Source organism: Microbacterium sp. Soil_C_42, from assembly GCF_057656735.1.
On sequence record NZ_JBDGJU010000023.1, the window covers coordinates 16,445 to 34,843 of the forward strand.

At 69.9% G+C, this 18,399-nt stretch carries 24 protein-coding genes; 15 read left to right on the forward strand and 9 right to left on the reverse strand.

Translation table 11 applies throughout. The features are described from left to right. Positions 1-5: 5 nt before the first annotated feature. Positions 6-638 (reverse strand): uracil phosphoribosyltransferase, encoded by a 633-nt coding sequence (gene upp, locus AC3A46_RS13460; RefSeq protein ID WP_487665641.1) that lies wholly within the window; start codon positions 636-638, stop codon positions 6-8. 99 nt (positions 639-737) lie between these two features. Here upp and AC3A46_RS13465 point away from each other — a divergent pair, with 99 nt between their 5' ends. The 3 genes from AC3A46_RS13465 (at position 738) to AC3A46_RS13475 (ending at position 2,453) form a co-directional block, all read left to right on the forward strand. After that, positions 738-1,169 carry a nucleoside deaminase gene (locus AC3A46_RS13465; RefSeq protein ID WP_487665664.1) on the forward strand — a complete coding sequence of 144 codons (432 nt, stop codon included), beginning with the start codon at positions 738-740 and terminating at the stop codon, positions 1,167-1,169. Positions 1,170-1,245: 76 nt separating this feature from the next. Then, positions 1,246-1,971 carry a DUF2306 domain-containing protein gene (locus AC3A46_RS13470; protein WP_487665642.1) on the forward strand — a complete coding sequence of 242 codons (726 nt, stop codon included), beginning with the start codon at positions 1,246-1,248 and terminating at the stop codon, positions 1,969-1,971. Between the two features lie 167 nt (positions 1,972-2,138). Then, on the forward strand, positions 2,139-2,453 hold the full coding sequence (locus AC3A46_RS13475) for an EthD family reductase (RefSeq protein WP_487665643.1): 315 nt from the start codon (positions 2,139-2,141) through the stop codon (positions 2,451-2,453). Positions 2,454-2,456: 3 nt separating this feature from the next. Here AC3A46_RS13475 and AC3A46_RS13480 read toward each other — a convergent pair whose 3' ends face one another. The 5 genes from AC3A46_RS13480 to AC3A46_RS13500 all read right to left on the reverse strand — a co-directional run bounded on the left by AC3A46_RS13480 (position 2,457) and on the right by AC3A46_RS13500 (position 6,753). After that, positions 2,457-3,383: an LLM class F420-dependent oxidoreductase gene (locus tag AC3A46_RS13480; protein ID WP_487665644.1), complete on the reverse strand. Its 927-nt coding sequence runs from the start codon at positions 3,381-3,383 to the stop codon at positions 2,457-2,459. 25 nt (positions 3,384-3,408) lie between these two features. Then, the gene (locus AC3A46_RS13485; RefSeq protein WP_487665645.1) at positions 3,409-4,374 is read right to left on the reverse strand and encodes a cation diffusion facilitator family transporter; all 966 of its coding nucleotides are present in this window, start codon (positions 4,372-4,374) and stop codon (positions 3,409-3,411) included. Between the two features lie 66 nt (positions 4,375-4,440). After that, a complete protein-coding gene (locus AC3A46_RS13490; protein ID WP_487665646.1) occupies positions 4,441-5,553 on the reverse strand; it encodes an alpha/beta hydrolase in 1,113 nt (370 codons plus the stop codon). A gap of 122 nt (positions 5,554-5,675) precedes the next feature. Continuing rightward, complete coding sequence (locus tag AC3A46_RS13495) at positions 5,676-6,347, reverse strand: SRPBCC domain-containing protein (protein ID WP_487665647.1); 672 nt, start codon at positions 6,345-6,347, stop codon at positions 5,676-5,678. A gap of 1 nt (position 6,348) precedes the next feature. Then, complete coding sequence (locus AC3A46_RS13500; protein WP_487665648.1) at positions 6,349-6,753, reverse strand: ArsR/SmtB family transcription factor; 405 nt, start codon at positions 6,751-6,753, stop codon at positions 6,349-6,351. Between the two features lie 178 nt (positions 6,754-6,931). Between AC3A46_RS13500 and proC the strand changes: the two genes are divergently transcribed. Further along, on the forward strand, positions 6,932-7,777 hold the full coding sequence (gene proC / locus AC3A46_RS13505; protein WP_487665649.1) for a pyrroline-5-carboxylate reductase: 846 nt from the start codon (positions 6,932-6,934) through the stop codon (positions 7,775-7,777). 22 nt (positions 7,778-7,799) lie between these two features. Here the strand turns inward: proC and AC3A46_RS13510 are convergent, their stop codons facing one another. Beyond that, positions 7,800-8,459, reverse strand: coding sequence for a potassium channel family protein (locus AC3A46_RS13510; RefSeq protein ID WP_374226639.1), 660 nt, complete (start codon positions 8,457-8,459; stop codon positions 7,800-7,802). A 4-nt stretch (positions 8,460-8,463) separates the two neighbouring features. Then, positions 8,464-9,843: a TrkH family potassium uptake protein gene (locus AC3A46_RS13515; protein ID WP_487665665.1), complete on the reverse strand. Its 1,380-nt coding sequence runs from the start codon at positions 9,841-9,843 to the stop codon at positions 8,464-8,466. Between the two features lie 161 nt (positions 9,844-10,004). On the opposite strand from AC3A46_RS13515, the gene AC3A46_RS13520 reads away from it, so the two are divergent. From AC3A46_RS13520 to AC3A46_RS13540, 5 genes are all read left to right on the forward strand, one after another. Further along, a complete protein-coding gene (locus tag AC3A46_RS13520; RefSeq protein ID WP_487665650.1) occupies positions 10,005-10,412 on the forward strand; it encodes an ArsR/SmtB family transcription factor in 408 nt (135 codons plus the stop codon). Positions 10,413-10,679: 267 nt separating this feature from the next. Beyond that, a complete protein-coding gene (locus tag AC3A46_RS13525; RefSeq protein WP_019182077.1) occupies positions 10,680-10,871 on the forward strand; it encodes a helix-turn-helix domain-containing protein in 192 nt (63 codons plus the stop codon). Positions 10,872-10,952: 81 nt separating this feature from the next. Next, positions 10,953-11,051 carry a 30S ribosomal protein bS22 gene (locus AC3A46_RS13530; RefSeq protein ID WP_003792170.1) on the forward strand — a complete coding sequence of 33 codons (99 nt, stop codon included), beginning with the start codon at positions 10,953-10,955 and terminating at the stop codon, positions 11,049-11,051. 83 nt (positions 11,052-11,134) lie between these two features. After that, positions 11,135-11,428 carry a rhodanese-like domain-containing protein gene (locus AC3A46_RS13535; RefSeq protein ID WP_487665651.1) on the forward strand — a complete coding sequence of 98 codons (294 nt, stop codon included), beginning with the start codon at positions 11,135-11,137 and terminating at the stop codon, positions 11,426-11,428. Between the two features lie 8 nt (positions 11,429-11,436). Further along, complete coding sequence (locus AC3A46_RS13540) at positions 11,437-11,682, forward strand: glutaredoxin family protein (RefSeq protein ID WP_487665652.1); 246 nt, start codon at positions 11,437-11,439, stop codon at positions 11,680-11,682. Positions 11,683-11,836: 154 nt separating this feature from the next. On the opposite strand, the gene aspS is transcribed toward AC3A46_RS13540, so the two are convergent. Further along, on the reverse strand, positions 11,837-13,177 hold the full coding sequence (gene aspS / locus AC3A46_RS13545; protein WP_487665653.1) for an aspartate--tRNA(Asn) ligase: 1,341 nt from the start codon (positions 13,175-13,177) through the stop codon (positions 11,837-11,839). A 72-nt stretch (positions 13,178-13,249) separates the two neighbouring features. Between aspS and AC3A46_RS13550 the strand changes: the two genes are divergently transcribed. The 6 genes from AC3A46_RS13550 (at position 13,250) to resB (ending at position 18,396) form a co-directional block, all read left to right on the forward strand. Next, positions 13,250-13,702, forward strand: coding sequence for a DUF6264 family protein (locus AC3A46_RS13550; RefSeq protein WP_487665654.1), 453 nt, complete (start codon positions 13,250-13,252; stop codon positions 13,700-13,702). Between the two features lie 145 nt (positions 13,703-13,847). After that, complete coding sequence (locus AC3A46_RS13555; protein WP_487665655.1) at positions 13,848-14,525, forward strand: DedA family protein; 678 nt, start codon at positions 13,848-13,850, stop codon at positions 14,523-14,525. Positions 14,526-14,590: 65 nt separating this feature from the next. After that, complete coding sequence (locus AC3A46_RS13560) at positions 14,591-15,220, forward strand: histidine phosphatase family protein (RefSeq protein WP_487665656.1); 630 nt, start codon at positions 14,591-14,593, stop codon at positions 15,218-15,220. Next, a complete protein-coding gene (locus AC3A46_RS13565) occupies positions 15,217-15,828 on the forward strand; it encodes a TlpA family protein disulfide reductase (RefSeq protein ID WP_487665657.1) in 612 nt (203 codons plus the stop codon). The genes AC3A46_RS13560 and AC3A46_RS13565 overlap by 4 nt, the downstream gene beginning before the upstream one ends. Continuing rightward, on the forward strand, positions 15,825-16,667 hold the full coding sequence (locus tag AC3A46_RS13570; protein ID WP_487665658.1) for a cytochrome c biogenesis CcdA family protein: 843 nt from the start codon (positions 15,825-15,827) through the stop codon (positions 16,665-16,667). Before AC3A46_RS13565 ends, AC3A46_RS13570 begins: the two co-directional genes overlap by 4 nt. 16 nt (positions 16,668-16,683) lie before the next feature. Then, positions 16,684-18,396: a cytochrome c biogenesis protein ResB gene (resB, locus tag AC3A46_RS13575; protein WP_487665659.1), complete on the forward strand. Its 1,713-nt coding sequence runs from the start codon at positions 16,684-16,686 to the stop codon at positions 18,394-18,396. Positions 18,397-18,399 lie beyond the last annotated feature (3 nt).

The following is an 18,399-nucleotide window of genomic DNA, read 5'->3' on the forward strand; positions in this document are numbered from 1 at the left end:
GCGGGTCAGACCGTGCCGTACAGCCGGTCGCCGGCGTCGCCGAGCCCGGGCACGATGTAGCCCTTCTCGTTGAGGCGCTCGTCGAGCGCGCCCAGCACGAGGGTGACGTCGCGTCCGGCGACCTGCTTCTCGATCGCCGCGACGCCCTCGGGGGCCCCGAGGATGCAGATCGCGGTGACGTCCTGCGCCCCGCGGTTGAACAGGAAGTCGATGGCCGCGCCCAGCGAGCCGCCGGTCGCGAGCATGGGGTCGAGGACGAAGCACTGGCGGTCGCTCAGGTCGTCGGGCAGACGCTCGGCGTACGTCGTGGGCTCGAGGGTCTCTTCGTTGCGCGCCATGCCGAGGAAGCCGACCTCTGCAGTGGGCAGGAGCTTGACCATGCCCTCGAGCATGCCCAGCCCGGCGCGAAGGATCGGCACGACGAGCGGCCGCGGGTCGTCGATGCGCACACCGGTCGTCGTCGTGACGGGCGTCTCGATCTCGATCGGCGCGACTCGGACGTTGCGCGTCGCCTCGTAGGCGAGCAGCGTCACGAGTTCCTCGGTGAGCTGGCGGAACACCGGCGAAGGGGTGCGCTGGTCGCGCAGCACCGTGAGCTTGTGGGTGATGAGGGGGTGATCGGCGACGTGCAGGCGCATAGAGACAGGTTAGTGCGTCGGCACGCCCGCACCCGGGGCGACTTCTTCGCGGGCGGCTACGCTCGTGCTGTGCTCACCGCCCCCGCCGACCTCGCCGCGATGGACCGCGCGCTGGCGCTCGCCGCGGTGGCGGGCGAGGCGGGGGACGTTCCCGTGGGGGCGGTGGTGACGGATGCTGCCGGCACGGTGATCGGCGAAGGCCGCAACCTTCGCGAGGCCCTGCACGACCCGACCGCGCACGCAGAGGTCGTGGCTCTTCGCGCGGCGGCGGCGGCTCGCGGCAACTGGAACCTCGAGGGGTGCACGCTCGTCGTGACCCTCGAGCCCTGCGTGATGTGCGCCGGCGCCGTGCTCCAGTCGCGCGTCTCGCGGCTCGTCTTCGGCGCCTGGGACGAGAAGGCCGGCGCCGCGGGCTCGGTGTACGACGTCGTGCGCGACCGGCGCCTGCCCTATCGGGCAGAGGTCGTCGCGGGCGTGCGCGAGGACGCAGCATCCGCTCTCCTTCGCAGCTTCTTCGACGCGCGCCGCTGATACGGGGGACAGCCCCGCGGGTTCGGGGGGACAGCACCCTGCTGGGCCGCTCGGCTGCGGGCCTAGCGTGTCGGCCATGACCCGCCTCATCGAACCCGTCCGGACCGCCCCCGCCGTCGCGCGGCAGGGCCGTAGCCGCTCCCGCGTCGGCTGGACGTTCGTCCTGCTGACGGCGATCGCGATCGTCGCATACTCCGCCGTGCCGTACTTCACCGCGTCGCTGGCCGACCTCGCCGGGCAGGACGTCGGCCTCGCGCCGACGTACGCCGCGGTGCACCCGTTCGTGCAGGGCGCGCTGTACGTCCACATCGTCGGCGGGGCGACGGCGCTCGTCACCGGACCGCTGCAGTTCTGGCGCGGCCTGCGCACCCGGGCCCCGCGCGTGCACCGGTGGATCGGTCGCGTGTACCTCGTCGCGGTGGGGATCGGCGCTCTGGGCGGCCTCGTGATCGCGCCTTCGAGCCCCGCCGGCTATGTCGGCTTCTTCGGGTTCGGTGCGCTCGCCGTGCTGTGGCTCGTCACCGGATGGCGCGCCTATCGCGCCATCCGGCACGGCGATGTGCCGAGCCATCAGGCGTGGATGATCCGCAACTATGCACTGACCTACTCCGGCGTGATGCTGCGCATCTGGCTGCCGCTGCTGCTGATGGCGCCGCTCGTGCTCGGGCAGCCGTGGGAACTCGACTCCGCCTTCGCGAACGCCTACGCCGCGGTGCCGTTCCTGTGCTGGCTCCCGAACCTCGTCTTCGCCGAGTGGCTGATCCGCCGGCGCGGCCTGCCCTCGTACCGCCTGCCGGTTTAGCTCCGCCCACCGAGGCGATCGCGCGCGCAGACGTCGACTTCGACGGGGACCCTCTGGCGCGCGGGTCGACCTACGGCCACAATCAGCGCTTACGGGGCACAACTCACCGGGAAGTGCCGGACCCGATTCCGGGATCCGGCACGCCCACGAGGCAGGGGGTAATCAACGTGACCTATCGCATCAATGTCGGATACCGGCACCCCGCCGATCCGGCCGCTTTCGACGAGTACTACCGGAACACCCATATGCCCATCGCCGCCCGCATCCCCGGGCTGGTACGCCTCAGTGCGGGGCGCACCGAGTCGCTCGACGGGACCACTCCGGAGTTCTACATGATGGGCGAACTCCTCTTCGAATCCAGGGACTCGGCCTTGGCGGCGCTCGGCTCGCCTGAAGGGCAAGCCGCCGCCGCCGACATCGCAAACTTCGCCGACGGGGGTTTCGTGATGCTCTTCAGCCCCGAGGAATGGGCGCTGCCCTGAACGTCACCGGGGGAGGTGGGGGAGCACCTCGCCGAGGTACTCGACGTGTGAGACGTCCTGCAGGTCCATGATCTGGAAGTAGACGCGCTGCGCGCCGATCGCCACCAGCCGCTCGACCTTCGCGACGATCTCGTCGCGGGTGCCGACGATGTTCACGTCGCCGCGGAGCTCGTCGACGGTGCGGCCGAGGTTCTCGGCACGCCGGTCGAGTTCGGAAGCGGATGCCCCGGCCAGCGTCGGCAGCGCCACAGAGAGTTTGAGCGATTCAGGGTCGCGACCGATGCGCTCGCACGCGGCGCGCACGCCGGCGAACTTCTCCGCCGACTCCGCCTCCGACCGGAAGCCGATGTTGAACTCCGTCGCGAACCGCGCGGCGAGCTCGGGGGTGCGCTTCGGCCCGCCGCCGCCCACGATGACGGGAACCCGGGGCTGAACCGGCTTCGGCAGCGCCGGGGCGTCCGTCAGCCGGTAGTGCTCACCCGCGAAGCTGTAGGTCTCGTTGACCGGGGTCGACCACAGGCCGGTCACGATCGCGAGCTGCTCCTCGAGGAGCCCGAACCGCCTGGCCGGGAACGGGATGCCGTAGGCCTCGTGCTCGCGACCGAACCACCCCGTGCCGAGGCCGAGCTCGGCACGGCCGCCCGACATCGCGTCGACCTGAGCCACCTGGATCGCCAGCAGCCCCGGAACCCGGTACGTCGCCGACGACACGAGCGTGCCGAGGCGGATGCGCGACGTCTCGCGCGCGAGCCCTGCCAGCGTGGTCCACGCGTCGGTGGGACCAGGGAGTCCGTCGCCGTCGCCCATGTGCAGGTAGTGGTCGGAGCGGAAGAAGCCGTCGAAGCCGAGACGCTCGGCCGCCTGCGCGAAGGCGAGCTGATCGTCGTAGCTCGCTCCCTGCTGGGGCTCGGTGAAGATGCAGTATTCCATGGCGGGTGCGGTGCCTGTCGAGCGGTCAGTCGGCCGACTTGATGACGAACTCCGACGTGGGCGGAGTCGCGTCGTCGCCGGGCCGGTAGACGTCGGGCTCGAAGTAGATGACGCGCGCCGCCGGCACCGCCGCACGCACGCGCGCCTCGATGCGGTCGATGTCGGACGCGATGTGGACGAGCGGCGCATCCGACGCGAAGCCGAGCTTGGCCGCCACGAGCAGCTCGTCGGGGCCGAGATACAGCGTCTTGATGTGGATGATCTTCTCGACCTCGGGCCCGTCGTTGATCGCGTCCACGATGCGGTCGTGATCGGCGTCGGTCGCACCCTCGCCGACGAGGAGGCTCTTGGTCTCGATTCCGAGCGTGATGGCCACGAGGATCAGCAGCGTGCCGATCATGAGCGTGCCGATCGCGTCGAACAGCGGGTTGTGCGTGATCACGGTCATGCCGACGCCGAACAGCGCGAACACGAGGCCGGCGAGCGCTGCGATGTCTTCGAGGAGGACGACGGGCAGTTCCGGCGCCTTCGCGTGCCGCACGAACGAGACCCACGACTGCCCCTCGGCCCGCACGTGGTTGCTCTCCTTCACCGCCGTGCGCAGCGAGAACGACTCGAGCACGATCGCGACGACGAGCACCGCGATCGGGATCCACGCGTTCTCGAGCTCGTGCGGGTGGGTGAGCTTGTCGATGCCCTCGTAGATCGAGAACAGACCGCCGACCGAGAACAGGATGATCGACACGACGAACGCATACACGTACCGCTCGCGGCCGTAGCCGAACGGGTGCTCGCGGTCGGCCTTCTTCTTCGCCTTGCGCCCGCCGAGCATGAGGAGCAGCTGGTTGCCCGAATCGGCGACCGAGTGGATGGCCTCGGCGAGCATCGACGCCGAGCCCGACAGGAACCACGCGATGAACTTCGCCAGGGCGATGCCCATGTTGGCCAGGAACGCCGCGAGGATCGCCTTGCCGCCGCCGGAAGCACTCATGCGGATGAGTCTACGGATGCTGCGACCCGCGTCATGCGCAGGCCGCGGCCTGCGACGGGTCCGGCGTCAGTTGGAGGAGCGCAGGATGATCGCTTCGGTCGGCGGGGCGGGATCGTGCGGGTGCCCGACGTACCCGATGACCTCGAGCAGCGCGTGGCGGAACTCGGCCGGGCGCTCGAGGTGCGGCGTGTGGGCGGTGTCGGGGAGTTCGATCTCGGTCACCTCGCCTCCCGCCTCGGAGTAGCGCGCGAGGACGTCGCGCGTCTGCGACACCATCTCCTGCGGCGGTGCGATCTGCTCGCCCGGCCAGTCCGGCACGATGCCGAGCTTGCCGAGGTTGTTGTAGTCGTAGAGCGAGGCGTCCGACACGATGAGGTCGAGCGCCCCGTGGATCCAGAGGATCGGCGGCTTCTCGGAGAGCTCGACGATGCCCGACACGTCGTGATGGGCGGGGGTGATCGTGTTGAGCACGCCGATCGTGCCGGCGGCGAAGCCCGGCCAGTTCTCGCTGGGGACCGAGTCGCCCGGATAGTTGCCGGTCGCGGTGGAGGTCGTGAGCATCGACTCGACCCAGACGTCCTCGTGATCGGTCTCGAATCCCGCGGCGACGTAGTGAGCGCGGAAGACGTTGCGAGGCGACGTCGGCGCGTCGGTCGACGTGTCGTGGTCGATGAGCCGCTGCACGAAGTCGAGGTTGCCGGCGCCTCCGCCCGTGCCGGCGTCGTCAGCGGTGAGACGTGTGCCGTCGCGACGGGTGCCGCCGAAGCCGTACGGCGACACCGGCGCTTCCAGTGTGAGGCTCAGCACGGGGTGGTCGAGCGCGTACTGCATGACGACAGCGCCGCCCAGCGACCAGCCGACGAGGTGGGCGGTGGGGATGCCGAGGGCCGCGAGCGTCGCGTGCACGTCGTCGCTGAAGTCCCGCACGCCGCGCGTCGCGTCGATCGGCGCGTGCTCGGTACCGCCGTAGCCGCGCAGATCGATCGCGATCACCCGGAGGTCGTGGGGAAGGTCCTCCATCAGCTCCTGCCAGAAGAGCGAGGAGGAGGCGTTCCCGTGGATGAGCACCACCGTGCGGTCGGGCGGTGTGGCCGGGTCGTCCGCGGTGCGCTCCAGCACGTTCACCGACAGGCCGGGCGTCTCGACGATGCGCGCGGCGATGCCGTCGAAGAGGGTCATATCGGGTGCCTCCCACGTCCTGCGGAAGCTCCTGCGCCCCCGCCCACTCACGAGAATAGACCGGCCGCCGGATCCTGTGAATCAGGTTTCATGTTCGGGATGCCGTGGCCCGCGGCATCCTGTCACTCCTCCGTGGATGGCGGGGTCTGGCCGGTGTAGAACGCGAACGTGTTCTCGGCGGCTCTCGCAGCGGCGGCGGGATCGGCGCCGTCGGCGACGTGCGCGGCACCCCACGCATCGGCGGCGCCGCGGTAGAACGCGCGGCCCTCGTCCGTGAACGCCCACGCCTCGGCCTCTTCGGGCTTCGGCCCGCCGCCGCCGGTGAGGTGCAGACAGAGTCCGAGGAGCCCGCCGTCCCAGCCGACACCCGTGGCGCCGGGGCCGTAGAGGTCCCAGAACCCGGCGGGCACGTCGTCGGTGCGGGCGATGTGCTCCAGCTCGAAGCGGGTCGCATCGTCGCCCTCCGCGGTGAGCCGCACCGTGAGCCACGTCACCCCGCCGCCGTACTCCCACGTCGCCTTGTAGTGCGCGGCGCCGTGGGTGGGAGGCGCGCACTCCTGGATCTCGCCGCCGGCGTTGCCCTCGATCTGGTAGCGGCCGCCGAGCATGAGGTCTCCGGAGATCGGCTGGAACCACCGTGCGATCCGGTCCGCGCTGGTGACGGCATCCCACACGTCGTCGATGGGGGACGGATACGACTGCGCGAGCGTCTGCACGCGCGACGGGAACCCGTCGACCTCTTCGCTCGCGATCTCGCGGCTCACCGCGGCGAGCTGGCTCTGTACGTCGACCATGTCAATCCTCCTGGGGCTGGGTCGTGTCGGTTTCGTCGGTATCGGGGTGGGGGGTGTCGCCGGCGGTGTCCTGTTCGGCGAGACGCCGGGCGCGGCGACCGCGGGCGAGCTCGGTGCCGAGGGCGTCGAGGCGCGGCTGCCAGAACTGCCGGAACGGGTCGAACCAGGCCGCGGCGTTCTCGAGCGGCTCCGGCGCGAGGGCGTAGAGGCGGCGGGCGCCCTCCGGCCGCACCGTCGCGAAGCCCGACTCGCGCAGTACCCGCAGATGCTGCGACACCGCGGGCTGCGAGATGCCGAACTCGCGCTGCACCTGCTCGCCGATCTCGCCGGCGCTGCGCTCGCCCTCCGCCAGGAGTTCGAGGATGCGCCGGCGCACCGGGTCTCCGAGGATGTCGAGCGCATGCACGGGACCATATTTGCGCTCAGACTTATATAAGTCAACACCTATGTTGGCCTACGCGTTCCCAATTCAGGATGGACGGCGTCGGGATGGGGTGCGCCCCCCGTGCTTCCGCGTCTCGACGCGTGTGCGTGGAGCAACCATCCTGAATTGCGGACACGGGTGGGCTCGTAGGATCGGACCCATGGCAGCAGACACCACCGCCCTCCCGCCCATCGCGATCCTCGGCGCCGGCTCCATGGGCGGGGCGATCGCCCGCGGCCTGTCGCGCTCGGGCCTCGCGACCGGGGGAGTGACGACGACGAACCGCTCCCGCGCCAAGGCGGCCGAGCTGGACGGTCTCGCGGGAGTGACGAGCGTGGCGCTCGAGGCGGATCCGGCCGGGAACACGGATGCTGCGGCCGCCGCGGGCGTCGTGCTCGTGGGCGTCAAGCCGGTCATGGTGCCGGACCTGCTGCGGGAGATCGCGCCGGCGCTGCAGCCCGGCACCATCGTGGTGAGCCTGGCTGCCGGCGTCACGATCGCGACGTTCGAGGAGATCCTGGATGACGGCGCCGCCGTGCTGCGCTCGATGCCGAACACCCCCGCCCTCGTCGGTCGCGGCGTCACAGGGCTCGCCGCGGGCTCGCGCGCCGACGACACCGCGGTCGCCACGGTCCGCCGGCTGTTCGAGACCGTCGGCACCGTCGTCGAGGTGCCCGAGTCGCAGATCGACGCGCTGTCCACGATCTCGGGGTCGGGTCCGGCCTACTTCTTCCTGCTCGTGGAGGAGTTCACGAAGGCCGCCGTCGCCAAGGGGTTCGCCCAGCCGGAGGCGCGGCTCATGGCGGAGCAGACCTTCATCGGCGCCGCGGCGCTGCTCGAGGCATCCGGTGACGATCCCGCCGAGCTCCGCCGGCGCGTGACCAGCCCGAAGGGCACCACCGAGCGCGCCATCGCGGTGCTCCAGGATGCCCGTCTCGACGACGTGTTCGCCGAAGCCACCGACGCGGCGCTGGCGCGTGCGAAGGAGCTCGCCGCCGGAGGCTGAGGTTCGGCTCGTCCTCGATCTCTCAGCGCTCGAGGGACGCGAAGCGCTCGATGTCGGAGTTGGTGCCCGACACGATGATGAGGTCGTGGTTGGTGACCACGGTGTTCGCCTCGGCGTAGCGGAAGGGCTTGCCCGGGCTCTTCACGCCCACGACCGTCACGTTGTACTTCGTGCGCACGCCCGACTCGTTGAGGCCGACGCCCCGGATGAACTTCGGCGGGTAGAGCTTCGCGAGGGCGAAGTCGTCGTCGAACCGGATGAAGTCGAGCATGCGGCCGCTCACGAGATGCGCGACGCGCTCGCCCGCTTCGCGCTCGGGGTAGATCACGTGGTTCGCCCCGACGCGGGCGAGGATCTTGCCGTGCGACTGCGAGACCGCCTTGGCCCAGATCTGCGGCACCTTGAGGTCGACCAGGTTGGCCGTGATGAGGACGGATGCCTCGATCGACGAGCCGACCGCGACGACCGCGACGGAGAAGTCCTGGGCGCCGATCTGCTTCAGCGCGTCGATGTTGCGGGCGTCGGCCTGCACCGTGTGCGTGACGCGCTCCGACCACTTCTGCACGAGGTCGAGGTTGTCGTCGATGGCGAGCACCTCGCGGTCGAGCCGGTCGAGCTCACCCGCGCAGGCGGCGCCGAAGCGCCCGAGTCCGATCACGAGAACGGGCGCATCGCCCCTCATCCGCTCAACCAACGATCGGCCTTTCCACCGGCAGCGAGTACAGCTGCGATCGGGATGACGCGGCCACCGCCGCGGCGAGTGTCACTGTACCAACGCGGCCCATGACGATCGTGATCGCCAGCACGTAGACCGCGGGATCCGGGAGTTCGGCGGTGAGCCCGGTCGACAAGCCGACGGTGGCGAACCCCGAGATGACGTCGAAGAGGACGTCGCCGAGATCGGCCTTGGTGATCTGGGTGATGATGATCGTCGAGATCGCGACGATCGTCGATCCCCAGGCGACGACCGAGAGGGCGACCCGCAGCACGTCGCTGGGGATGCGCCGGCCGAACACCTGGTTCGATGCTCGCCCTTTCGCCTCGGAGATGACGGCGAGTGCGATGACGGCGAGCGTCGTCACCTTGATGCCGCCGGCGGTCGACGCCGAGCCGCCGCCGACGAACATCAGCATGCACGCGACCAGGAGACTCGACTGGTTGAGCTCCCCGATGTCGAGGATGGCGAAGCCGCCGGATCGGGTCATCGCCGACAGGAAGAACGCCTGGAAGGTCGTGTCCCACGCGTCGTTGGTGCCGAGGGTGAGCAGGTTGTCGTACTCGAGGACGAGGAAGACGACACCGCCGAGGAAGAACAGCGACACCGTCGTGATGATCGTGAGCTTCGCGTGCAGCGACCACCGCCGTACCCGCCACCGCTGCCGCAGGAGGGTGTAGATCACCGGGAATCCGATGGAGCCGAGGAACACCCCGGCCATCAGGACGGTGAGGAAGAAGTAGTCGTGGCGGAACGGCGCGAGGCCCTCCGCGTTCGGCGTGAAGCCCGTGTTCGTGAACGACATCGCCGCGAAGTACGGCGCCTCCCACAACGCCACATTCCAGGGAACGCCGGCGAGCAGCAGCCCGGGGTAGAGGAGGATCGCGATGATCACCTCGATGACGAGCGTCGACAGCGCGACCGTCGCGAGCAGGCTGCCGATCTGGCCGAGCTGCACCGTCTGGCCTTCGTTGACCGGTCCGCCGTGCGTGCGGAGCGGATTCGAGTCGCTCGCCGCGATGAGCTTCGCGCGCAGGCCGAGGCGACGCGAGATCACCAGGCCGAGGATCGAGGCGAGCGTCAGCACGCCGAGCGCACCGATCTGGACGCCGACGAACACGAGCACGTGGCCGAACGGCGACCAGTGCGTCGCCATGTCGACCGTCGCGAGACCGGTGACGCAGATCGTCGACACGGCGGTGAAGAAGGCGTCGGCGAACGGGGTGACCTGGCCGTTCGCGGCGGCGACGGGGAGCGAGAAGAGACCGGTGAAGACGAGGATCAGCGACAGGAAGATGAGGATCGCGAACCGGGCGGGGGAGCGCTGGGTGAGGTCGCGGAAGAACTCCATGAACCCGTGGCCGAGGGCGCGCAGCGGGCTCGTGCCTGAGACGGGGGCGGCGCGCCTGCCATCCGTCATACGGGGTTCCTCCTGGTGCGAACGGTCCTCGTGCGGGCGGCCCGGCGGTCTCGCTCATGGTACTCCGCTGGGCTCCCGACTAATCTGAGCACATGGCGGACATCTTCGACGTGATCGCAGACGGAACGCGTCGCGACATCCTGCGACTGCTGCTCGATCGATCATCCGCCGGAGAGCGCGGCACCAGCGTGTCGCACATCGTGACGGAGCTCGGCGCCAGCCAGCCGACCGTCTCGAAGCACCTCAAGGTGCTGCGCGACGCTCACCTGGTGTCGGTGCGCGAAGAGGGCCAGCACCGCTACTACAGCCTCTCCGCCGCACCGCTCGACGAGGTCGACGACTGGCTCGTGCCCTTCCTCGGCGACGGCGGCATCGAGGACGACGGCATGGCCCCGGCCCTGCCGGATTCCGCCGCGCACGCGGCCGAGGTCGTGGGCCGCGCCGCCGCCTCCGCGAAGCACGCGCTCGAGAACGCCTTCAAGCGCCTCCCCGGACGCTGACATGTGAGGACGGATGCTGCGGCCCGCCGCATCCGTCTCCGTCGTCGTCGCCACGTGACGAGACCGCACGACAGCACCGTGCCGCCGGGCGTGGCGGTGCTGTCGTGCGGTCTCGCGAGGCGTCAGCGGAGCGAGCGCCGGCAGCGACCCGAGACGTGATCGCCCCACGGGCATCACTTGTCACAGGATTCACTCCCGTCTCTGTGTTTACACGCGGGTCGCGCGCGCTCTAGAGTGACTGCAGCACTTCTGGGGAAGGGGATCGACATGGCTGAACTGCCGGACGTGCGCTTCCTCACGGTGGCCGAGGTCGCCGAGCTGATGCGGGTCTCGAAGATGACGGTCTACCGCCTCGTGCACTCGGGCGAGCTGCCCGCGGTGCGCTTCGGCCGCAGCTACCGTGTGCCCGAGTCCGCGGTCACCGAGGCTCTGCAACGGCCGATCGCCGACGTCGGCTAGACTGTTCCGAGGCATTTTTTCCTTTGCCCCGTTCCCGGGCGCGGCCAGCCGCGTCCAGACCCCGATCTAGTGAGGTTTTCCGTGGGTTCTGTCATCAAGAAGCGCCGCAAGCGCATGGCGAAGAAGAAGCACCGCAAGCTGCTTCGCAAGACTCGCCACCAGCGCCGCAACAAGAAGTAAGCGGCATCCGCACCAAGCGCCTGTCTCCGGACGGGCGCTTCGTGTATCCGTGCCCGCAGAGCCCGCGACCCCGAGAGGCCGTCATGAAGTCCATCACCGTCCAGCAGCTGCGCGAGCGCGTCGAGACCCCGCTCATCGACGTCCGCGAGGTCGACGAGTACGCCGCAGGACACGTGCCCGGCGCGGTCAACATCCCGATGTCGGTCATCGGCGGTCGCCTCGACGAGCTGCCCGACGGCGCATTCGACGTCATCTGCGCGATCGGCGGCCGTTCGGGTCGCGTGGTCGAGGCCCTCGAGGCGCGCGGCTACGACGTCACCAACGTCGACGGCGGCACCAACGAGTGGATCGCGGCCGGCTTCCCGGTCGAGTCCTGACGACGCGCGTGAGGACCCTCACCCTCATCGGCAAGCCCGACTGCCACCTGTGCGATGTCGCACGCGAGGTCGTCGAGACCGTCGTGGCGGAGCTGCCCGAGGACGCGGTCGACGTCGAGGAGCTCTCGATCGCCGACGATCCCTCCCTCTACGCGACGTGGTGGGAGAAGATCCCCGTGGTGCTCATCGACGGCGAGCTGCACGGGCACTGGCGTGTGTCGCCCGACCGCCTGCGCGCGGCGCTGACCGCCTGAGCGGCAGCATCCGTCCTCCGGATCAGGAGATCTGGCGCAGGCATCTCGTGCGGCGACCGCCGGGTGCCGCCGAGGACAGCGGACGGATGCGGCAACAGCAAGCGGCCAGGCACGCCGACGCATGCTTGACCGCTGAAGCCGTGACGAGGTGCGCTCAGGGCGCGAGGCGCGTGGGGCCCCGGAAGAGGTAGGTGACCTCGCGGATCGAGTCCTGCCCGAGCAGCAGCATGAGCACGCGGGCCAGGCCCATGCCGAACCCGCCGTGGGGCGGGGCGCCGTAGCGGAAGAAGTCGAAGTAGAAGTCGAGGTGCTCGGCACCCAGCCCCTTCTCCTTCGCCTGCTCGATCAGCACGTCGACGCGGTGCTCGCGCTGGGCGCCCGTCGTGATCTCGACGCCCTTGAAGAGGAGGTCGTAGGACTTGGTGAGCCCGGTCTCCTCGTCGCGCATGTGGTAAAAAGCGCGGATCTCAGGGTGGTAGTCGGTGATGAAGACGAACTGGTGGCCGTAGGTCTCCTCGACGTAGGCCGAGATCTGGCGCTCGCCCTCGGGGTCGAGGTCGCCGTCGGTGCGGGGGATCTCGTAACCGCGGCTCTTCACGATCTCGCGGGCCTCCGAGAGCGGGATGCGCGGGAACGGGATCGCGGGCACCTGCACCTCGAGGCCGAACAGCTCCTCGATCTCGGCGCCGTGCTTGTCCTTCACGGCCTGGAACGCGGTCTGGAGGAGCTCCTCCTGCATGCGCGCGACGTCCTCGTGGGAGTCGATCCAGCTGATCTCGGCGTCGACCGAGGTGAACTCGGTCGCGTGGCGCGACGTGAACGAGGGGTCGGCGCGGAAGGCGGGAGCGATCTCGAAGATCTTGCCGAAGCCGGCGACCTGCGCCATCTGCTTGAAGAACTGCGGCGACTGCGCGAGGTACGCGGTCTTGTCCTCGAAGTACGGCACCTCGAACAGCTCGGCGTTGGACTCGGACGCCGAGGCCATGAGCTTGGGGGAGTGCACCTCGATGTAGTCACGCTCGATCCAGTACGAGCGGAAGGCGTGCTCGAGGGTGGTCTGCACGCGGAAGACGAGGTTGTTGCGGCGCTGGCGCAGGTCGAGGAAGCGCCAGTCCATGCGCTTGTCCAGACCCGAGTCCGCCGCGATGGGCGTCTCGGGAAGGGCCGCCGCCGCGATGTCGAGCGCACCGATCTTGATCTCGACGCCGCCGAGCTTCACGCGCTCGTCGTGCTTGAGCTCGCCGGTCACGGTCAGGAACGTGCCCGTGGTGAGGTTCGAGATGAGGTCCGTGAGGGCCAGAGCCGCAGCATCCTGTTCCGTGCCGTCCTCTGCCGGGCGCGTCGCCGGGTTCACCAGCTGCACGGCGCCGGACTCATCACGGAGGATGACGAACTGCACCTTCTTCTGATCGCGGACGGTCTCGACCCACCCGGAGACGGACACCGGGCCGTCGGGGAGACCCTGAAGCTGCTTGACGAGGACGCGTTCACTCACGAGCGACAAGTCTAGGTGACGCGCCGCGCTCGCCTTCTCGCCGAAATCCGCACCCGCCGCTACCATGCGGGCATGACCACGCCGGAACCCGACCAGCCCGCGCCGGCGGGGACCGCGGCGGCTCCGCCTCCCTATCCGGGCGGTCCCGCCTCCGGGCCGTCCCCCGAGGGGGCGGCGCCGGCGAAGCCTCCGGTGAAAGTCCTCGACCTCGTGATCACGATCGTGCTGCTGGTCGCCGACGCGGTCCTGGCGACGCTGGCGTCGTTCATGGGGATCTTCCTCGTGATGGCGTCGGATTCGTGCGGCGCCCGCGACTGCAACGTCGATCTCATCACCCTCGGGTGGCTGATGGGCATGATCCTGCCGTGGGTGATGCTCGTGGCGACGGTGATCGTCGCGATCGTGCTGATGGTCAAGCGACGCCTCGCCTTCTGGGTGCCGCTCGTGGGAGCCGCCCTGATCGTGCTGTCGCTCGTCGCCGCGTTCATGGTCGCCTCGGCCGCGGTTCCCGGTTCGACGCTCTGATCCCGATCCGACCCCGCGAGATTCATCGGCTTCCGGGGGTCTGCACCCGGGAATCGTTCATCCTCGCCCCGTAGCGTGGACGTCGTCGCGCCGAACGGTCGCGGCCGCCGCCACGAAAATGCCACCGACGGACGGGATCCGACGAATGACGACTGCGACGACGACCGACGGCTCCTGGCTCACCGCCCTCGCGGACTGGGCCGTCTCCCTGATGGACGTGATCGGACCCGCCGGAGCGGGCATCGCGATCGCGATGGAGAACCTGTTCCCCCCGCTGCCGAGCGAGGTGATCCTGCCGATGGCCGGCCTCGCGGCCAGCCGCGGGTCGTTCTCGCTGGTCGAGGCCCTGGTGTGGACCACCGTCGGATCGGTCGCCGGAGCCCTCCTCCTCTACGGGATCGGCGCGTGGCTCGGGATCGCGCGGCTGCGCGCGATCGCGGCCAAGGTTCCGCTGCTGCACCCGGAGGACATCGACCGCACGGTCGCGTGGTTCGGGCGCCACGGCGGCAAGGCCGTGTTCTTCGGACGCATGATCCCGATCTTCCGGAGCCTCATCTCCATCCCCGCGGGGATCACCCGCATGCCGGTGTGGCGGTTCACGCTGCTCACCGCGGCGGGAAGCCTGGTGTGGAACTCGATCTTCGTGTTCTCGGGCTTCTTCCTCGGGGAGTCGTGGCACATCGTCGAGCGGTATGCCGACATCCTCCAGTACGTCGTCATCGCGGCCGCCGTGATCGGGGTCGCCTGGTTCCTCTATGTGCGGGTCCGCGCACTCCTCGAGTCCCGCGGCACCTCCCGCGGTCCCGAGCCCGAGCTCGACTGAGGAGCCCGCCGAAGCTGGGAGAACGCTCAGCCGGTCCACAGAAGAGCCCCACGTAGACTGGGCCGGTGCCCGCCGCTCGCCTTCATCTCGTGCGCCACGGGGAGGTCCACAACCCTGCCCGCGTGCTCTACGGGCGACTCCCCGGATACGGCCTGAGCGCCGACGGCCGTCACATGGCCCGGCAGGCCGCCGAGTACATCGCGTCGCTCGATCGTCCGGTCTCGACGCTCGTGAGCTCGCCCCTGCAGCGCACGCAGGAGTCGGCCGAGCCGTTCACCGAGATCTTCGGCCTCCAGCCCGTCGTCGACGAGCGGGTCATCGAGCCGACCAACGTCTTCGAGGGCAAGCGCATGGCGCGGGCACTCGTCAATCCCTGGAACTGGCGGCACCTCCGCAAGCCCGCGCTGCCGAGCTGGGGCGAGCCGTACGCCGACGTCGTGGGCCGCATGAACAAGGCGATGACCGCGGCATGGGATGCTGCGGACTCCGGCGACGTCGTCATCGTGTCGCATCAGCTCCCGATCTGGATCACCCACCTCGCGGTCGCCGGGCTCCCGCTCCGGCACGACCCTCGCGCGCGGCGCTGCGCGCTGTCGAGCGTGACGAGTTTCGAGATGGTCGACGGCACGTGGACCGAGACCGCCTACGCCGAGCCGGCGTCGACGGCCGGTGCGGTGGATGTGGGGGCGGTATGACTGAGCGGTTCCGGAAGGCGCGGGCCGCAGCATCCGCTCTCCTCGTCGTCGGGCTGATCGCCGGCCTCGCCGCGTGCACGAGCGACCCCCTCGCCGAGCAGTACCGCTCGGGCGACAACAAGGGCTTCGTCGCGGCCGACGGCTTCCGCGTCGTCGAGATCCCGGCCGCCGATCGCACCGAACCCGTGCAGTTCGAGGGCGTGCTCGACACGGGCGGCACGACCTCGAGCGCGGACTATGAGGGCGACGTGCTCGTCGTGAACTTCTGGTACGCCGGCTGCGCGCCGTGCCGCGTCGAGGCTCCCGAGCTGGCCGCGGTCGACGCGGAGTTCGCGGACCAGGGCGTGGCATTCCTCGGGGTGAACCTGTACGACGGCGCCGCGGCGTCCCAGGCGTTCGCCGAGAAGTACGGGGTGGAGTACCCCAGCGCCCTGGCGACCGAAGACGGCTCGATCAAGCTCGCCTTCGCGGGGGAGACCCCGCTCAACGCCGTGCCCGTCACGATCGTGCTCGACAAGCAGGGCCGCGTCGCCGCGCGCCTGGTCGGCCAGATCGAGGAGGCGTCCATCCTCGAGACCATCGTGCGCGACGCCTTGGAGGAGTCGTGAACCTCGGCGCCCTGGTCGCCGACGGGTCGCTGCTGATCGCCATCCCGATCGCGATCCTCGCCGGCGCCATCTCGTTCCTGTCGCCTTGCGTGCTGCCGCTGGTTCCGGGGTACCTCGGGTTCATCGGCGGCGCGGTCTCGCCGCGGCCGGCGCCCGTTGCTGTCGGGACGGATGCTCCGCCCCCGCGTTCCGCGGACGCCCAGGGCGTTTCGTCTCGCTCGTCCCTCGCTCGTTCAACGAGCGGGGGTGATGACGCGCCCGCGCGCGGGCGCCTGGTGCTGGGCGTGCTGCTGTTCATCGCGGGGTTCACCGTGGTCTTCGTCAGCATGGCGATGCTCGGCGGCACCCTCGGCCGTTTCCTGCTCGAGTACCAGGACCTCATCACCCGGATCCTCGGCGTCGTCATCATCGCGATGGGGCTCGTCTTCATCGGGTGGTTCGGCATGGCGCAGCGCATCGCGCGGCCGCAGGTGCGGGGCAACCTCGGACTCATCGGGGCACCGCTGCTGGGCATCGCGCTCGGCATCGGCTGGGCGCCGTGCATCGGCCCGACCCTCGCCGTGATCCTGACGATGGCGTTCGACTCGGGCTCCGCCGCGCGCGCCGCGCTCCTGGGCGTGGCGTACTCGCTGGGGCTCGGCATCCCGTTCCTCCTCCTCACCCTGGGATTCGGGTGGGCGACGCGTTCGGTGTCGTTCCTGCGTCGCCACATCCGCGTCGTCAACCTCATCGGCGGCGCCGTGCTCATCGTGCTCGGCCTGCTCATGGTGACCGGCGTCTGGACCGCCGTGATGGCCCAGCTCCAGGGGGTGTTCGCCAGTGTCCCGGCCCCGCTCTGACGCTCCGGAAGGTTCTGTGACCGACGACGTGACCGACCCGCTCCGGCCCTCCGACCACGCGGACTCCGCGGCATCCGACGTCAACCAGCCCGCTCTGGGCGTGGTCGGGTGGCTGCGCTGGGGCTGGCGCCAGCTCACGTCGATGCGCACCGCGCTCGTGCTGCTGCTGCTGCTCGCGATCGCCGCCGTGCCCGGCTCGCTCGTGCCGCAGCGCAGCGCCGACCCCAACGGCGTGCGCCAGTACTTCGTCGACAACCCCGACCTCGCGCCGGTGCTCGACAACCTGAGCCTGTTCGACGTGTACACGTCGCCGTGGTTCTCGGCGATCTACATCCTGCTGTTCGTCTCGCTCGTCGGCTGCGTCATCCCGCGCACCAAGCACCACTACAAGGCCATGCGCGCGCAGCCGCCGCGCACACCCGCGCGGCTGGCACGGCTGGACGCGCACCGCTCCGAGATCCTCGAGTACCCGGACGACACGGATGCCGCCGCCGCCGCGACGACCGCCGTCGAGGCCGCCCAGCAGCAGCTGAAGAAGGCGGGGTACCGTGTCGCCCGCTACGACGGCGCGACGTCGCTGTCGGTGTCGGCGGAGCGGGGATACCTGCGGGAGACCGGCAACCTCGTCTTCCACGCTGCACTGGTGGGCGTCCTGCTCGCGGTCGGCGTCGGCGGCGGGTTCACGTACACCGGGCAGACGGTGATCATCGAGGGCCGCACCTGGGTCAACACGATGCTCGACTACACGTCGTTCAACCCCGGCCGGTTCGTCGACGAGGACGCCCTCCAGCCCTACGCGCTCACGCTCGACGAGTTCTCGCTCTCCTACGTCGCCCCCGGCGCGCAGGGCGCGGGGCAGGCCGGCGACTTCGTCGCGCACCTGTCGACGCAGTTCCCGGACGCCGATGCCGAAACGGGCGAGGTGCGCGTCAACCACCCGCTGGAGATCGCGGGCGACAGGGTGTACCTGATGGGCAACGGCTACGCACCGACCATCACCATCCGAGACGGCGACGGCGACGTGGTCTTCTCGGAGTCGGTGCCGTTCCTGCCGCAGGACAACAACATGACCTCACAGGGCGTCGTGAAGGTGCCGGACGGCCTGCGTGAGCAGGTGGGCCTGGTGGGCTTCTTCTATCCCACCGCACAGGAGCTCAAGAACGGCGCCTACACCTCGGTCTACGGCGACCTCGAGTACCCGATGCTCACCTTCTGGGTCTACGCCGGCGACCTCGGCATCGACGGCGGTGTGCCGAAGTCGGTGTACACGCTCGACCCGAGCGAGATGACCCAGCTCGCCGGCGGCGATTCAGGCACCGACTCGCTCGAGCTCAAGCCCGGCGACACGGTCGACCTTCCGGACGACCTCGGCACGATCACCTTCGAGAACGAGGCACCGGACGCGGCCGGCTTCCAGGACTCGGTCAAGCGGTACGTGTCGCTGTCGATCCATCGCGATGCCGCGGCGACGTGGGTGCTGGTGTTCGCCGTGCTCGCGACGGCCGGCCTGCTCGCCGCCCTCTTCGTGCCGCGCCGGCGCATGTGGGTCAAGGCGACGCGTCAGGGCCACACCGTGCACCTCGAGTACGCCGGCCTCGCGCGCGGCGAGGACCCTGCGCTCGAGGGCGCGGTCGAGCAGTTCGCCCAGCGCCACCTCGCATCGCTCGCCGAGCCCGCTCCCGCGGGCGAACGTCCCACGAAGCCCGAATCCACCCCCGACGTAGACTGAGAG

Coding starts and splice junctions, on each gene's coding strand:
- upp (WP_487665641.1), bottom strand. CDS start 638: ATGCGCCTGCACGTCGCCGATCACCCCCTCATCACCCACAAGCTCACG.
- AC3A46_RS13465 (WP_487665664.1), top strand. CDS start 738: ATGGACCGCGCGCTGGCGCTCGCCGCGGTGGCGGGCGAGGCGGGGGAC.
- AC3A46_RS13470 (WP_487665642.1), top strand. CDS start 1,246: ATGACCCGCCTCATCGAACCCGTCCGGACCGCCCCCGCCGTCGCGCGG.
- AC3A46_RS13480 (WP_487665644.1), bottom strand. CDS start 3,383: ATGGAATACTGCATCTTCACCGAGCCCCAGCAGGGAGCGAGCTACGAC.
- AC3A46_RS13485 (WP_487665645.1), bottom strand. CDS start 4,374: ATGAGTGCTTCCGGCGGCGGCAAGGCGATCCTCGCGGCGTTCCTGGCC.
- AC3A46_RS13490 (WP_487665646.1), bottom strand. CDS start 5,553: ATGACCCTCTTCGACGGCATCGCCGCGCGCATCGTCGAGACGCCCGGC.
- AC3A46_RS13495 (WP_487665647.1), bottom strand. CDS start 6,347: ATGGTCGACGTACAGAGCCAGCTCGCCGCGGTGAGCCGCGAGATCGCG.
- proC (WP_487665649.1), top strand. CDS start 6,932: ATGGCAGCAGACACCACCGCCCTCCCGCCCATCGCGATCCTCGGCGCC.
- AC3A46_RS13510 (WP_374226639.1), bottom strand. CDS start 8,459: ATGAGGGGCGATGCGCCCGTTCTCGTGATCGGACTCGGGCGCTTCGGC.
- AC3A46_RS13515 (WP_487665665.1), bottom strand. CDS start 9,843: ATGGAGTTCTTCCGCGACCTCACCCAGCGCTCCCCCGCCCGGTTCGCG.
- AC3A46_RS13520 (WP_487665650.1), top strand. CDS start 10,005: ATGGCGGACATCTTCGACGTGATCGCAGACGGAACGCGTCGCGACATC.
- AC3A46_RS13525 (WP_019182077.1), top strand. CDS start 10,680: ATGGCTGAACTGCCGGACGTGCGCTTCCTCACGGTGGCCGAGGTCGCC.
- AC3A46_RS13535 (WP_487665651.1), top strand. CDS start 11,135: ATGAAGTCCATCACCGTCCAGCAGCTGCGCGAGCGCGTCGAGACCCCG.
- AC3A46_RS13550 (WP_487665654.1), top strand. CDS start 13,250: ATGACCACGCCGGAACCCGACCAGCCCGCGCCGGCGGGGACCGCGGCG.
- AC3A46_RS13555 (WP_487665655.1), top strand. CDS start 13,848: ATGACGACTGCGACGACGACCGACGGCTCCTGGCTCACCGCCCTCGCG.
- AC3A46_RS13565 (WP_487665657.1), top strand. CDS start 15,217: ATGACTGAGCGGTTCCGGAAGGCGCGGGCCGCAGCATCCGCTCTCCTC.